At 62.9% G+C, this 15,910-nt stretch carries 10 protein-coding genes and 1 pseudogene; all 11 read left to right on the forward strand.

All coding sequences use genetic code 11. From position 1 onward, the window contains the following. Positions 1–3: 3 nt before the first annotated feature. The 11 genes and pseudogenes from tssH to AB4N47_RS23640 all read left to right on the forward strand — a co-directional run bounded on the left by tssH (position 4) and on the right by AB4N47_RS23640 (position 15,910). Positions 4–2,661, forward strand: a complete 2,658-nt coding sequence (gene tssH, locus AB4N47_RS23590; protein ID WP_341638190.1) for a type VI secretion system ATPase TssH — start codon at positions 4–6, stop codon at positions 2,659–2,661. A gap of 10 nt (positions 2,662–2,671) precedes the next feature. Further along, entirely contained in the window at positions 2,672–4,192 is a 1,521-nt protein-coding gene (locus AB4N47_RS23595; protein ID WP_341638189.1) for a sigma-54 interaction domain-containing protein, read from the forward strand. A 297-nt stretch (positions 4,193–4,489) separates the two neighbouring features. After that, positions 4,490–4,630 (forward strand): hypothetical protein, encoded by a 141-nt coding sequence (locus AB4N47_RS23600; RefSeq protein ID WP_003229566.1) that lies wholly within the window; start codon positions 4,490–4,492, stop codon positions 4,628–4,630. Positions 4,631–4,648: 18 nt separating this feature from the next. Next, entirely contained in the window at positions 4,649–5,845 is a 1,197-nt protein-coding gene (gene tagH / locus AB4N47_RS23605) for a type VI secretion system-associated FHA domain protein TagH (RefSeq protein ID WP_016772508.1), read from the forward strand. Positions 5,846–5,850: 5 nt separating this feature from the next. Further along, positions 5,851–6,350, forward strand: a pseudogene (gene tssJ, locus AB4N47_RS23610) (type VI secretion system lipoprotein TssJ). Positions 6,351–6,352: 2 nt separating this feature from the next. Then, positions 6,353–7,684: a type VI secretion system baseplate subunit TssK gene (tssK, locus tag AB4N47_RS23615; RefSeq protein WP_016772510.1), complete on the forward strand. Its 1,332-nt coding sequence runs from the start codon at positions 6,353–6,355 to the stop codon at positions 7,682–7,684. A 5-nt stretch (positions 7,685–7,689) separates the two neighbouring features. Further along, on the forward strand, positions 7,690–8,565 hold the full coding sequence (icmH, locus tag AB4N47_RS23620; RefSeq protein ID WP_341638188.1) for a type IVB secretion system protein IcmH/DotU: 876 nt from the start codon (positions 7,690–7,692) through the stop codon (positions 8,563–8,565). Positions 8,566–8,579: 14 nt separating this feature from the next. After that, the gene (gene tssM, locus AB4N47_RS23625; protein WP_400499930.1) at positions 8,580–12,119 is read left to right on the forward strand and encodes a type VI secretion system membrane subunit TssM; all 3,540 of its coding nucleotides are present in this window, start codon (positions 8,580–8,582) and stop codon (positions 12,117–12,119) included. After that, the gene (locus AB4N47_RS23630; RefSeq protein ID WP_041476618.1) at positions 12,119–12,847 is read left to right on the forward strand and encodes a PP2C family protein-serine/threonine phosphatase; all 729 of its coding nucleotides are present in this window, start codon (positions 12,119–12,121) and stop codon (positions 12,845–12,847) included. Before tssM ends, AB4N47_RS23630 begins: the two co-directional genes overlap by 1 nt. Continuing rightward, positions 12,844–13,845, forward strand: coding sequence for a serine/threonine-protein kinase (locus AB4N47_RS23635; RefSeq protein ID WP_071172095.1), 1,002 nt, complete (start codon positions 12,844–12,846; stop codon positions 13,843–13,845). The genes AB4N47_RS23630 and AB4N47_RS23635 overlap by 4 nt, the downstream gene beginning before the upstream one ends. A 28-nt stretch (positions 13,846–13,873) precedes the next feature. Beyond that, on the forward strand, positions 13,874–15,910 hold the full coding sequence (locus AB4N47_RS23640; RefSeq protein WP_341638186.1) for a type VI secretion system Vgr family protein: 2,037 nt from the start codon (positions 13,874–13,876) through the stop codon (positions 15,908–15,910).

A 15,910-nucleotide genomic window follows, 5' to 3' on the forward strand; every position in this document is an offset into this window, starting at 1 on the left:
GCCATGATCAACGTAGACCTGCAACAACTCATCCAGGCGCTGGACGCCGAAACCCGTCGTGATCTGGAACGTTCGGCCGAGCGTTGCGTCGCCCGTGGCGGCAGCAAGATCCTCGTCGAAGACTTGCTGCTGGGCTTGCTCGAGCGCCCGAACGGCTTGCTGTCGCGCGCGCTGCAAGATGCTGACGTCGACGCCGGTGAACTGACCGCTGCATTGCAGTCGCGGGTCGAGCACAGCGCTTCGCGCAACCCGGTGTTCGCCCCGGAACTGGTGCAATGGCTGCAAGACGCGCTGCTGGTGGCCAACCTCGAGCTGGGCCAGGCCCAGGTCGAAGACGCCGCGCTGATCCTGGCGTTGCTGCGCAACCCGATGCGTTATGCCGGCAGCCGCTATCAACCGCTGCTCGCCAAACTGAACATTGATCGCCTGAAGGAATTTGCCCTGTCGCAACAGGAGCAACCGGCGGCCAACGGCAAGCCGGCGGCGCAAGGCGAATCGCTGTTGCAGCGCTTCACCCACAACCTGACCCAACAGGCCCGCGACGGCAAACTCGACCCGGTGCTGTGCCGTGACGGCGCGATCCGGCAGATGGTCGACATCCTCGCCCGTCGCCGCAAGAACAACCCGATCGTCGTCGGTGAAGCCGGTGTCGGCAAGACCGCGATCGTCGAAGGTCTGGCCTCGCGCATCGCTGCCGGTGAAGTACCACAAGTGCTCAAAGGCGTTGAACTGCTGTCGCTGGACATGGGCCTGTTGCAGGCCGGCGCCAGCGTCAAAGGTGAATTCGAGCGTCGTTTGAAAGGCGTGATCGACGAAGTCAAAGCCTCGCCGAAACCGATCATTCTGTTCATCGACGAAGCCCACACGCTGATCGGCGCGGGCGGCAATGCCGGCGGTTCCGACGCGGCCAACCTGCTGAAACCGGCGCTGGCCCGTGGCGAACTGCGCACCATCGCCGCGACCACCTGGGCCGAGTACAAGAAATACTTCGAGAAAGACCCGGCGCTGGCCCGTCGTTTCCAGCCCGTGCAACTGCACGAACCGACTGTCAGCGAAGCAGTGACCATTCTGCGTGGTCTGGCTCAGGTCTACGAGAAGAGCCACGGCATCTATCTGCGCGATGACGCGGTGGTGTCCGCTGCTGAATTGTCCGCGCGTTACCTGGCCGGTCGGCAACTGCCGGACAAGGCCGTCGACGTCCTCGACACCGCGTGCGCCCGCGTGCGCATCAGCCTCGCTGCGGCCCCGGAAAGCCTCGAGCGCCTGCGTGGCGAACTGGCTGAAGGCGGCCGTCAGCGTCAGGCCCTGCGCCGCGATGCCGAGGCCGGTCTGCTGATCGACCACGAAGCGCTGGAAGCACTGGAAGCGCGGCTGGACGAAGCCGAAAGCGAAATGCTCGCGCTGGAATCCCTGTGGACTGAGCAGAAAGAGCTGGCCGAGCGTCTGCTGGAACTGCGTCAGCAACTGGCCAAGGCCCGTGAAGCCGCAGCCGTCGAGCCGACCGTCAGCGTTGAAGAAGACGCCGAAGGCACCGTGATTGAAACTGTGGTCGCCGAAGTCGAAGAAGGCCAGAGCGTCGAAGCGCTGGAAGCTCAGCTGCATGAAACCCACGCCGCGTTGACCGCTGCGCAAGTCAAAGAACGTCTGGTCAGCTTCGAAGTGTGCCCGCGTCTGGTCGCCGAAGTGATCAGCGCCTGGACCGGTGTGCCGCTGGCGCAACTGGCCCGCGAGCACAACGCCAAGGTCGCCAGTTTCGCCACCGATTTGCGCACCCGCATCCGTGGTCAGGAACAAGCCGTGCACGCGCTGGATCGTTCGATGCGCGCCACCGCTGCCGGCCTGAACAAGCCTGATGCACCGGTCGGTGTGTTCCTGCTGGTCGGGCCGAGCGGCGTCGGCAAGACCGAAACCGCGCTGGCCCTGGCTGACCTGTTGTACGGCGGCGACCGCTTCATCACCACCATCAACATGTCCGAGTTCCAGGAAAAGCACACCGTCTCGCGTCTGATTGGCGCGCCACCGGGCTACGTCGGTTACGGCGAGGGCGGCATGCTCACCGAAGCGGTGCGTCAGAAGCCGTATTCGGTGGTGTTGCTCGATGAAGTCGAGAAGGCCGACCCGGACGTGCTCAACCTGTTCTACCAAATCTTCGACAAAGGCGTGGCCAACGATGGCGAAGGTCGCGAGATCGACTTCCGCAACACGTTGATCCTGATGACCTCGAACCTCGGTAGCGACAAGATCAGCGAACTCTGCGAAGACGGCGCGCGGCCGACCGCCGAAGTGCTCGAAGAAACCATTCGCCCGGTACTCAGCAAACACTTCAAACCGGCGCTGCTGGCGCGGATGAAAGTGGTGCCGTACTACCCGGTGGGCGGGCCGGTGCTGCGCGAGCTGATCGAAATCAAACTCGGCCGTCTCGGCGAGCGCCTGAACCGTCGTCAGCTGGACTTCAGCTGGTGCCAGAACCTCGTCGATCACCTGTCCGAGCGTTGCACGCAAAGCGAAAGCGGCGCGCGCCTGATCGATCATCTGCTCGATCAACACGTGCTGCCGTTGGTGGCCGACCGTCTGCTCGACGCGATGGCGACCGGCGAGAGCCTCAAGCGTGTGCATGCCACGCTTGACGGCAACTCCAGCGTGACCTGCGAGTTCGTCTGAGGTGGGCGTGATGTTCACTCAAGTGCCGCAGCCACTGGTCTATGCCGAAGCGTTGCTGGCGCAGTTCGCCAGTCTGTCGCGGGCGGCGGACAGTGCTGCGCTGCTGGGTGAATTCGTCCGTGGCCTGGCCGAACTGAGTGGCTGCGAACTGACGCAGCTGTATCTGCTCGACGCCACCCACACCTGCCTGGGGATGAATGCCGAGTGCCTCGACGGCGCGCTGCAACCGCGTCAGGCGGCGAGCCTGCCGGCGGATTACAACGGTGAGCAACTGCTGCAATTCGCCCTGTGCCAGAACCGCGTGGTGTGCCTCGACGACCTGACCGGCAGCCTGCACGAAACCAGTTTTCTGCCGGCGACGAGCACGCCGTGGCAGTCGCTGTTGTGCGTGCCGCTGGTCAATCAGCACAAGTCGGTTGAGGGCTTGTTGCTGTGTGCCAGTCGTCGTCGCACTGATTTGCAGGGTTTCGCTGACTCCCTTGGCCAGCTCGGCTCGTTCGTGCTCGGCCAACTGCATCTGCTGCAACGCCTGCGTCAGCCAGCCGCCGAATCGGCCACCGTCACTCGCATTGTGCCGAGCATCAGCGGCTACGGCCTGATCGGTAAAAGCGCGGCGATGCGCCAGACCTACTCGCTGATCAGCAAGATCCTCCACAGCCCGTACACCGTGCTGTTGCGTGGCGAGACCGGCACCGGCAAGGAAGTGGTGGCGCGGGCAATTCACGATTGTGGTCCGCGTCGCTCCCAGGCGTTCATCGTGCAGAACTGCGCGGCGTTCCCGGAAAACCTGCTGGAAAGCGAACTGTTCGGCTATCGCAAAGGCGCCTTCACTGGTGCCGATCGCGATCGGGCCGGCCTGTTCGACGCGGCCAATGGCGGCACGTTGCTGCTCGATGAAATCGGCGACATGCCGTTGTCGCTGCAAGCGAAGATTCTGCGCGTGTTGCAGGAAGGCGAGATCCGTCCGCTGGGTTCCAACGACACGCACAAGATCGACGTGCGCATCATCGCCGCGACGCACCGTGATCTGGCGGCGCTGGTCAGCGAAGGCAAGTTCCGCGAGGACTTGTACTACCGCCTCGCGCAGTTCCCGATCGAGCTGCCGGCCCTGCGTCAGCGCGAAGGCGACATCCTCGATCTGGCCCGGCATTTCGCCGAGAAGACCTGCACGTTTTTGCAGCGTGATCCGGTGCGCTGGTCGGATTCGGCGCTGGAGCATCTGTGCGGCTACAACTTCCCCGGCAACGTTCGCGAACTCAAGGCACTGGTCGAGCGCGCGGTGTTGCTCTGCGAGGGCGGCGAGTTGCTCGCCGAGCATTTTTCCCTGCGTCTGGAAGCGATGCCCGAGGACAACAGCGGCCTGAATCTGCGCGAACGCCTGGAGCAGGTCGAGCGCACTTTGCTGCTCGATTGCCTGCGCAAGAACGACGGCAACCAGACCCTCGCGGCCCGCGAACTGGGCCTGCCACGGCGCACGCTGCTGTACCGCCTCGGGCGCCTGAATATCAATTTGGGTGACTTTGATGGTTGAGCTACAGCACTTCTCCGAACCCAACACATACCCTGTGGCGAGGGGATTTATCCCCGTCCGGCTGCGCAGCACTCGCAGTCCGGCAAATACGGTTTCACTGAGAAATCGCGCTGGCAGGTTATGGGGGCGCTGCGCACCCCAACGGGGACAAGTCCCCTCGCCACGGGAGGTCGCCGTACCTCCAGGCTATGGCGCAAGGCCCCGATCTAGAGGCTTTGAGCCCACCTCAAAAACTTATTTCAGCGCCGCCCGCAAGGGTCGGCGCTTTGTGCTTTGTCTACACCTGGAGACCCTCTGATGTCTGTTCGTCACTGGCACGCTGTCCTGCTGACCCTCGTCGTTCTATGCGGCCTTGGCGGCTGTAGCGGCAATTACAAATTCAACGACAACGACTATCGCCCGTTGGGTGATCCGCAAGCGGTCAATCGCGGCAAGTGACCGCAAGGAGCATCAAACATGGAATTGGTTTTCGAAATGCTGAACACCAAGCAGTTCGTGCCCACCGAGCTGTGCCAGCGGACCTTCAAACAGGCCGGTGGCGTGATCGGGCGCGGCGAGGACTGCGACTGGATCATCCCTGACCGCAAGCGTCACCTGTCCAATCACCACGCGATTGTCAGCTACCGCGAGGGCTCGTTCTTCCTTACCGACACCAGCAGCAACGGTGTCCAGGACGGCAGCAGCGGCGCGCGCCTGCACAAGGGCGAGCCGGTGCGCATCGAGCACGGCAGCACGTACATTCTCGGCGACTTCGAGATCCGTGCGCGGCTGGTTCGTGACCCGGCGACCTTTGACGGCGAAGTCGGCCGCCCGCGCGCCGCTGGCAGCATCATTCCGGACGACGCGTTCCTCGACCTCGACCCGCTCAACGCCCTCGAACAGCAAGAGCGCGTGTACTCGGAAATCGACGAGCTGCTGTCGCCCACCGCCAAGCCGGAAGACTCACGTCAACGTGCCGACTACGCGCGCATCGACATGGAAAGCCTGATGGTCCCGGAGCTGATTGCCGCCCCGGTCGAACCTGAGCCGGCGCCTGCGCCGAAAGCCGTTGAGCGTCAGAGCGAAGGTTTCTGGGAGCACTTCGGCGCGGCGCTGGGCGTCGACGTCAAAGGCCTCAGCCACGACGAACGCGAAGCGCTGGCGCTGAACGCTGCGCGGCTGCTGCGCCAGAGCATCGGCGGTTTGCAGCAAAGCCTGCGTACCCGCTCCGAGCTGAAAAACGAACTGCGTCTGGCGCAGACCACCGTGCAAGGCACCAACAAGAACCCGCTGAAATTCGCCGTCGATCCGAGCGAAGCACTGCAGATTCTGTTGCAGCCAAGCAAGCCTGGCCATCTGCCCGCCGAGCAAGCGATCTCCCGTGCATTCCGCGACCTGCAGGCGCATCAAGTGGCACTGCTGACCGCCAGCCGCGCCGCCGTGCGCGGCACGCTGGAGCACTTCTCGCCAGAGCAACTGACCCTGCGTTTCGAGCGTGACAGCAAGCCGTTGATCGCCACCTCGGGCGGGCGCTGGAGAGCGTTCGGCCGTTATCACCAGGCCCTGCGTCAGGACGATGACTGGAGCGAGCGTCTGCTGGCCCGCGATTTCGCCCAGGCCTACGAAGAACAGATCCGCCTGATCTCCACCCTCCACACCGACCACCAAGGATGATGCGCATGTCTCGCCGCTCGACCGCTTTTTCAAGACGCTGACTGCGCTCACCGTGCTGGTGCTGCTTGCCGGTTGCTCGTCGCTGTCGCCGTACTCGAAAGTGACCAAGATCAATCTGAAACTGACCGGCAGCGATCAGCTCAACCCGGACCTCAATGGTCGGCCGTCGCCGATCGTCGTGCGCCTGTTCGAACTCAAGCACCCGGTGACCTTCGAGAACGCTGATTTCTTCAGCCTCTACGAGCGCGCCAAGGAATCCCTCAACCCGGATCTGGTGGCCAGCGAAGAACTCGAACTGCGCCCGGGTGAAACCGTGGAACTGAAACTCAGCGTGGAGGAGGGCAGCCGTTACGTGGGCATCCTCGCTGCCTATCGCGACCTGCCGGATACGCAATGGCGCCACACCGTGCAGATCACTCCGCTGGAACTCACCGAGGCTGATCTGACCCTCGATCAGGCCGGTATCCGCAACACCCAACAAGTGCTCGCCAAGGCGGATGACTGATCATGAACACCCATAAAGTCATTTGGCAGGAAGGCATGCTGCTGCGACCGCAGCACTTCCAGCACAACGATCGTTACTACGATCACCAGATGAAAACCCGCACGCAATTGCTCGGTGGCTACACCTGGGGTTTTCTCAATCTGGAAATCGACTTGCAGTTCCTCAACATGGGCAAACTGGTGATCAGTGAAGCCTCGGGGATTCTGCCGGACGGCAGCCTGTTCGAACTCGGTGGCAACACCGAGCCGCTGGCGCTGGACGTGCCGCCGAACACCGGCAACACGCCGATCTATCTGGCGCTGCCGCTGGTCACCGGCAACCACATCGAGGCCCGGCGCCCGGAGCAATCCGACGTGCTCGCGCGCTACACCGCGTATGACGCCGAAGTCGCCGACTCCAACGCCGGCGATGATTCCGCCAGTCAGGTCAGCTGCGGTCGTCCGGACTTCAAACTGTTGCTCGGCGAGCAGCAGAGCGATCAGGCCTACGTGAAGCTGAAAATCTGCGACGTGCTCGACACCACGCCCGACGGCGTGATCAGCCTCGACCCGGATTTCGTCCCGACCTACATTCAGGCCCACGCCTCCAGCTACCTGCTGTCGTGCCTGAAAGAAGTCATCAGCATGCTCAGCCACCGTGGCGACACCATCGCCGAGCGAATTCGCTCCAACGGCAAGGTCGGCGGCGCTGAAGTCGGCGACTTCATGATGCTGCAACTGATCAACCGCACCGAACTGCTGCTGCGCCATTACCTCGGTCTGGAACAAGTGCACCCGGAAGAGTTGTACCGCACGCTGCTGACCATGCTCGGCGATCTGGCGACCTTCTCCGGCGAGAGCAAACGCCCGCGTCTGGACAGCCGCTATTCCCACGCCGATCAGGGCGCAAGCTTCCGCAAACTGATGGAAGCGATCCGTCAGGTGCTGTCGATGGTGCTCGAACAGCACGCCATCGAGTTGATCCTGCAGGCGCGTCAGTACGGCATCATCGTCTCGCCGTTGCACGATCACAAACTGCTCGGCTCGGCCTCGTTCGTGCTGGCAGCCAGTGCCAACTGCGACTCCGAAGAACTGCGTCAGCGTTTGCCGCAGCACCTCAAGGTCGGCCCGGTGGAGCGCATCCGCCAACTGGTCAACCTGCACTTGCCGGGGATCAAGGTCAAACCGTTGCCGGTGGCCCCACGGCAGATCGCGTTCCACTCGAACAAAACCTATTTCATCCTCGAACTCAGTTCCGAAGACCTGGCACAACTCGAACGCTCCGGCGGTTTCGCGTTCCACGTGTCCGGCGAATTCGCCGAGCTTGAACTGAAATTCTGGGCCATCAGGAACTGACCGACATGATCAAGGAAACGGATTACAACCAGGACGACAAAACCGTCCTGCTCGATCGTCAAGGCCACGGACCGGCATCGAGTCCGCTGACCGACTTCGCCGCGCCGCCGCGTTTCGAGCAACTGGAAGAACGCATGATCTACGCCGCGCGCCTGCGTCCGGCGGAGGCGTTCAACATCAGCCTCAACTCGCTGGTCGCGGCCTCGTCCGATCTGCTCTCGGAAGTGGTGCGTCTCAAGCACAGCGAAACCCGCGAAGACCTGTATGCGCTGAATGAGCGGCTGACTGCCGGGCTGAAATTGTTTGAAGTACGCGCCCTGCACAACGGTGCCGAAAGCAGCCAGGTGATGGCCGCGCGTTACGTGCTCTGCACCGTGGTCGACGAAGCCGTCGTGACCACGCCGTGGGGCAACGAAAGCGAGTGGTCGCAGATGAGCCTGCTGAGCAGCTTCCACAACGAAACCTTCGGCGGCGAGAAGTTTTTCCAGCTGCTTGATCGGCTGTCGAAAAACCCGGTCAAGCATCTGCCGATGCTCGAACTGATGTACCTGTGCCTGTCCCTCGGTTTCGAGGGCAAGTACCGCGTCCAGGCGCGCGGCATGCTTGAGCTTGAAGGCATCCGCGACGCCTTGTACCGGCAGATCCGTCAGTTGCGTGGCGACGTGCCGCGCGAGTTGTCGCCGCACTGGGAAGGCCTCAACGATCAGCGCCGCAACCTGGTGCGCATCGTGCCGGCGTGGATGGTGGTGCTCTTTACTCTGGTCTGCCTGGTGGTGATGTATTCGGGCTTCGCCTGGGTCCTGAGCGAACAACGCGACACCGTTCTGCATCCTTATCAGCCGCTTGATCCAGCCGCGGTGCGACCGCAGGCGCAGCCGTAAAACAGGGACGTGTGATGAAAAAGTTTTTCAAGAAAGTCGGCGCCTTCCTGCGCCAGACCTGGGTGTGGACTTTGCTGCTGGTGCTGTTCGTGGCGCTGCTGGTGTGGTTCGTCGGCCCGTTGTTGGCGGTCGATGATTACAAGTTCTGGGAAAGCGCGACCTCGCGCCTGCTGACAATCAGCGTGCTGTTCCTGATCTGGGGCCTGACCATGGTCTTCGTCAGCTGGCGCGCGGGTATCCGCAAGAAAGTCGAGGAGGAAAGCGAGGACGGCCAGGACCGTATCCGCCGCGAAGAGCTGATCGACGAAGAACAGAAAGAGTTGAAGGCGCGGTTCAAGGACGCGCTGAAAACCCTGAAGACGTCGAGCCTGTATCGCGGTCGCAGCGAGCGCTGGCGCAGTGACTTGCCGTGGTACCTGCTGATCGGTCCGCAGGCCTCGGGTAAGACCAGCCTGCTGGACTTTTCCGGTCTGGAATTCCCGATCAACAAGATCGACCGCAAGCTGACCCGCGACACCCTCGGCACCCGTCATTGCGACTGGTATTTCGCCGATCACGGTGTACTGATCGACACCGCCGGGCGCTACACCACTCAACCGGACGCGGAAGTCGACGGCAACGCCTGGACCACCCTGCTGGAGCTGCTGCGCAAGCGTCGTCGCGGCCGTCCGTTGAACGGCGTGCTGGTGACCATTCCGGTGGAAACCCTCACCGGCGGCAGCGAGCAGGACATCGAGACTCTCGCACGCCAGGTGCGCAGCCGTCTGCAGGACGTGCATCAGAAACTGCACGTCGACGTGCCGGTGTATCTGGTCCTGAGCAAGGCTGACAAGCTGCTCGGCTTCGACGAGTTCTTCGATCAACTGACCCGCGAAGAAAGCGATCAGGTGCTCGGCACCAGTTTCCGCAAGGATCAGGTCGGCACCGACGTCACGGTCCTGCGCAACGAGTTCGAAGAGCTGCTGCGCCGCCTGAACAGCCAAGTGATCATGCGCATGCACTCCGAGCGCGATACTCAGCGCCGTGGCCGCATTCTCGATTTCCCGCATCAGTTGGGGCAGATCGGCGAGCGTCTGTGCCTGTTCGTCGACATGGCGTTCACCGGCAACCGTTATCAGCGCGCCACGCAACTGCGCGGCTTCTACCTGACCAGCGCACCGCACCTGACCCAGGAAATGGATTCGACCACCGCCGGCATCGGCGCCAGCCTGGGCATGAACGCCGGCGTGCTGCCGACTCTGCGCAGCGGCCGTTCGCGGTTCATCCACCACTTGCTCAGCCAGGTGATTTTCCCCGAAGCCGATCTGGCCGGTCTGGACAAGCGCGAGCGCAGCCGCATTCATTGGGGCCAGCGGGCGCTGTACGTCGGTGCACTGGCGGCACTGGCACTGTTCGGCATGCTCTGGGCCGGTGGTTTCTCGGCCAACTACGAGCGGCTGGAAAACCTGCGCACGCTGGCGCAGAACTGGACCCAGCAACGCTCGGCCGTCACGCCGCGCGATGACGCCATGGGCGTGCTGAAAGTGCTCGACACCAGCTACGCTGCGACCCAGGTGTTCCCGAGCAAGGGCGACGTCTCGTACCACGAGCGTGGCGGCCTGTATCAGGGCGAAGAGATCAACCCGGTGGTGAAAACCGCCTACGAGCGCGAGCTGGAAGCGCAGTTGCTGCCACGGGTGGCGACCATGCTCGAAGGGCAGATCCGCGCCAACATGAAGGACCGCGATCGCCTGCTCAACAGCCTGCGTGCGTACCTGATGCTGAACATGAAGGATCGTCGCGACGCGGCGTGGCTCAAGGACTGGGTCGCCACTGACTGGTCGCAGCGCTACACCGGCAACACCGCGGTGCAGAACGGTCTGAACACGCACCTCGAACGTTTGCTCAAGCAGCCGTTCATCTACCCGCTGAACGATCAACTGGTGACGCAGGCGCGTCAGGTCCTGCGCAGCGAATCGTTGGCCAACGTGGTTTACCGCATGCTCCGCGAGCAGGCGCGCAACCTGCCGGACTATCGCTTCAGCCAACACCTCGGCCCACAAGGCTCGCTGTTCATCGGCACTGAATACGTGATCCCGGGTTTCTACACCCAGCAGGGTTATCAGCAGTATTTCTCGGTGCAGGGCGCCGCGCTGGTCACCGACATCTTGCGTGACAACTGGGTGCTGGGCGAAGGCGCGGGCATCAGCGACATGGACTTGCGTCGCCTGATGGTCGAGCTTGAGCAGCTGTACTTCCGCGACTACGCCAACTACTGGAGCGAAGCCGTTGGCCAGGTCGCACTCCCACCAATCAGCGACGCCGGCGAAGGCGCCGAGCAACTGGCGGGCCTGACGTCGGCCAACTCGCCGGTTCTCGCATTGCTCACCGAAGTACGTGAAAACACCCGCTTCGAAGCCGCTGCTGATCCGGTCGATGAAGCCGGCGAAGCTGCCGATGCGCTGGCCGGACAGAAAGGCAAACTGGGCAAGGTCGGCAAACTCGCCGCCGCTGCCGCCGACAAGGCTTCGGCGCTGAACGTGGCGAAGAACCTGCCGGACACCGCGAAGAAATCCCTGCAACGCCGCTTCGAACCGCTGCATCGTCTGCTCGATGACAACAACGGCCCGGGCGCTGACCTGACGCCAGCGTTCAGCGCGCTCAACGACCTGCAACTGCAACTCGCCGGTCTGGCCCGTTCCAGCACGCCGGAGCAAGCCGCGTTCGAGATGGCCAAGACGCGCATGAGCGGCCAGCGTGATGCGCTGACCAACCTGCGCAATGCCTCCGGTCGTCTGCCGCGTCCGCTCAGCGTGTGGTTCAACGTGCTGGCCGAGGACTCGTGGCGTCTGGTGCTCAACGATGCCTATCAATACCTGAACGGCCGTTATCAGAACGAGCTGTACAGCGTGTATGGCAAAACCATCAGCAAGCGCTATCCGTTCAGCGCCAGCAGCACCAGCGACGTGGCGATCAGCGATTTCCGCGAGTTCTTCCGCGCTCAGGGTACCGTCGACCGTTTCTTCGACAGCTACATGCGTCCGTTCGTCAGCGGCGATCCGGGCAACTACCGCATGCGCAGCGTCGACGGTCACAGCCTGCCGGTATCGAAGGTCTACCTCGATCAGATGGCGGCGGCGCAGACCATTCGCCAGAGCTTCTTCTCGATCAACCCGGCCGAGCCGACCGTGCAGTTCAAGCTTGAGCCGTACACCCTCGATCCGGCGGTCAGCCGCTCCGAATTCAAGTTCGGCGACAAGACCATGGAGTACCGTCACGGCCCGATCCTGCCAATGACCTTCAAGTGGCCGACCGATGCTGAAGACGGTCGCACCAGCCTGGTCATGGACAAGATGGCCGGGCGTCCGATCGGTATCGAGAAGAATTCCGGCCCATGGTCGCTGTTCCGTCTGTTCGACCTGATGCAGACCGAGTACCTGAACGGTCGTGACGTGCTGGTACTGAAAGCCGACGTGGGCGGCCTGCGCGCCAACTATCTGCTGACCAGCCAGCGCACGCCGAACCCGTTCGACATGGGCGTGCTGCGCACCTTCCGTATGCCGGTGCAGCTCTGATGCTGGTGGCCAGTCCCTGGCGCAGCGCGGCGCGTACCGACCCGGGCAAGGTGCGGGCGCGCAACGAAGATGCCTTCCTCGACTCGCCGCAGCATGGGCTGTGGGTGGTCGCGGACGGCATGGGCGGTCATCAGGGTGGCGACATCGCCAGCCAGTTGATCGTCGCCAGCCTGGCTGAGTTGCCGCAACACGAGGACTTCGACGAACGCCTCAAAGCCATCCGCCAGTGCCTGCACTGGCTGAACCGGCGACTGGGGCAGGAGTTGACCGTCACTGCCGGGCGTCACGACAGCATCATGGGCAGCACCGTCGTCGCGCTGCTGGTGGAAGGCAATCGCGCGGCCTGCATCTGGGCCGGCGACAGCCGATGCTACATGTGGCGCGGGCAGCGGCTGTATCAGCTGTCCAAGGACCATTCGCTGCAACAGCAGCTGATCGACGAGCAGCAAATGAGCGTCGAACAGGCGGCAGCGCACCCGGCGGCTCAGGCACTCACCCGAGCCGTCGGCGCCGCCGACACACTGACCCTGGATGTGCTGGAACTCGAGGTCTATCCGGGCGATGTGTTCTTGCTCTGCAGCGATGGTTTGTATCAGGGCCTGAGCAGCGATGCCCTCGGCAACGCCCTCAGCCTCAGCGCGCCGCACGTGGCGCTGGAACGTTTGTTCGACGGCGCTCTGCGGGGCGCCGCGCGCGACAACCTGACTGCCGTGGTGATCCGCCAATGAGTGAACTCGAATCGCCCATCGATGACCTGCTGATCAGCGAAGAGCAGGCCAGCAACCTGACCTACTTCGCCTTCGCCAAGGGCAACAAGGCCGAACCGTTGCTGGCGCCGACCAAGGCCAGCATCGGTGCGCTGCCGGATGTACTCGCCGGTCGCTACCACCTCGAGCGTCTGCTCGGGGCCGGTGGCATGGGCGCCGTTTACCGGGCGCGGGATCTGCTGCACGAACAGTTCGGCGATCCCGACCCTTACATTGCGCTGAAAATCCTCAGCGAAGAATTTGCCGAATCGCCGGACGCCAGTGCCTTGCTCTACAGCGAGTTCGCCCTGACCCGGCGTCTGCGCCACGACAACGTCGTACGTGCGCACACCTTTGAAGTCGACACCGACTGCCAGCGGGCCTTCATCACCATGGAATACATGCGTGGCCTGACCCTGGACAAATTGCTCTGCGAGCGGCCCCTCGGCCTGCCGTGGCAAGAACTGCGCGACATCGTCCTGCCGCTGCTCGACACGCTGGCCTACGCCCACCGTCGCGGCGTGCTGCACGGTGATCTGAAACCGAGCAACGTCATGCTCAGCGAAGACGGCCTGCGCCTTTTCGACTTCGGTCTGGGACAGGCAGAGGAGGGCACCTTGCCCGGCCTGCCGCACCTGAGCCGCGAGCGCTTCAATGCCTGGACCCCGGGCTACGCCGCCCCCGAACTGCTTGAGGGCCAACCGTTGTCGGCCAGCGCGGACGTGTACGGCGTGGCCTGCGTGATCTATGAACTGGCGGGCGGCAAACACCCGTTCCGCCGCTTGCCCTCGACCCAGGCCCGCGACGAGCACCTGGAGCGCGAGCTGCGCGCCCCAGCGAATCTACCCCAGCACGGCTGGCAAGCGCTGCGAACCGCGCTGAGCTTCAACCCGGCAGAACGCACCATCACTGCCCAACAATTGCGTGACGCCTTGGGCGCCACTTCGTCCTGGCTGCAACGTCTGCGACTTCGGGCGTAACGGATGACATTCGAACAGGGAGCACACGATGTTCAACTCAGCTAACGAAACCCACTTCAGCCTCAAGGTCGAAGACTACGTCGGCGACCTGCAAGTGCTGTCGTTCACCGGCACCGAAGGCATCAGCCAGGCGTATCGCTTCGACCTCGAACTGGTCAGCGAAAACCCGGATCTGGATCTCGAACAACTGCTGCACAAGCAGGCGTTTCTGGCATTCGATCCACAGGGCTCGGGCATTCACGGGCAGATCTACCGCGTCGCCCAGGGCGATGCCGGCAAGCGCCTGACCCGCTACAAAGTCTCGATCGTGCCGCAACTGCAATACCTGCATCACCGCACCAACCAACGCATCTACCAGCAGATGTCGGCGCCGAAGATCATCGCGCTGATCCTCGAAGAACACGGCATCAAGAGCAACGCCTACAGCTTCCAGCTCAGCCAGCCGTGCCCGGATCGCGACTACTGCGTGCAGTACGACGAAACCGACCTGCATTTCGTCCAGCGTCTGTGCGAAGAGGAAGGCATTCACTACCACTTCCAGCACAGCGAAAAAGCCCACCTGCTGGTGTTCGGCGACGACCAGACCGTGTTCCAGAATCTCGGTCAGCCGACTGCGTACGTGCAGGGCAGCGGTATGGTCGCCGACGAGCCGGTGATCAAAGCCTTCAAACTGCGTCTGGAAACCCGCACCACGCGCACCACGCGCCGCGACTACGATTTCGAAAAACCGCGCCTGCGAATGGAAGCCGCATACAAACCTGACGGCGAGAGCACTGAGCCAGATCTCGAAGACTACGACTACCCCGGCCGCTTCATCGACCGCGCGCGCGGCAAGTTCCTCAGCCAGCGCGCCCTCGAACGCCACCGCGCCGACTACCGCCAGGCCGAAGGTCGCGGCGACCAGACCAAACTGGTCAGCGGCCACTTCATGGAAATGTCCGACCACCCGCGCAGCGAGTGGAACGACCTCTGGCTGCTCACCGAAATCTTCCACGAAGGCAAACAACCGCAAGTCCTCGAAGAAGGCGTGACCAGCGACACCACCGACAACAAGGACGACTTCCACCAGGGCTATCGCAACACCTTCCTCGCCACCCCGTGGGACGTGTTCTACCGCCCGGCCCTCGAACACCCGAAACCGCGCGTACTCGGCAGCCAGACCGCCATGGTCACCGGCCCAAAAGGCGAAGAAATCCACTGCGACCAATACGGCCGCATCAAAGTGCAATTCCACTGGGACCGCGAAGGCCTGGCCGACGACAAAACCAGCTGCTGGCTGCGCGTCTCCAGCTCCTGGGCCGGCGACCGCTACGGCGCCATCTCCATCCCGCGCATCGGCATGGAAGTCCTCGTCACCTTCCTCGAAGGCGACCCCGACCAACCGCTGGTGACCGGCTGCCTGTACCACAAGGAAAACCCGGTGCCGTACGCACTGCCGGCGAACAAGACTCGCAGCGTGTTCAAAACGCTTAGCTCACCGGGTGGCGGTGGGTACAACGAACTGCGCATCGAAGACAAGAAAGGCGCGGAGCAGATCTACATTCATGCGCAGCGTGACTGGGATGAGAACGTTGAGCACGACCAGAAGATTCGGGTCGGCAATGAACGTCATGACACGGTGGTGAAGAACACTTACACCGAGCTGAAGGCTGAAGAACACCGCACCACGATCTCCGACCGCAAGATCGAAGCGAAGCTGGATGATCACCTGACGGTTGGGAAGAACCAGCATGTGAAGCTGGGGACTGCGCAACTGACCAGTGTGGGGAAAGAGATACACCTCAAGGCTGGGGACAAGATCGTTATTGAGGCGGGGGCGGAGCTGACCATTCTTGGGGGTGGGAGCTTTATCAAGCTGGATGGCGGTGGAGTGACGGTGGTTGGGCCGGTGATCAAGATCAATGCGGGTGGTTCTGCGGGATCGGGGACTGGCATCGGGATTAAACCGCCGGTGCTGCCGGGGGCGGCGGATAAGGATAAAGCGGGGAGTTTGATGGATCAGGCGTTGTTGAATGCGCCGCCTGAGAAGGTTAAGCCGAAGGCTTTTTTTGTGTTTTCTGAGTGA

The organism is Pseudomonas sp. S3_G06 (genome assembly GCF_054667565.1).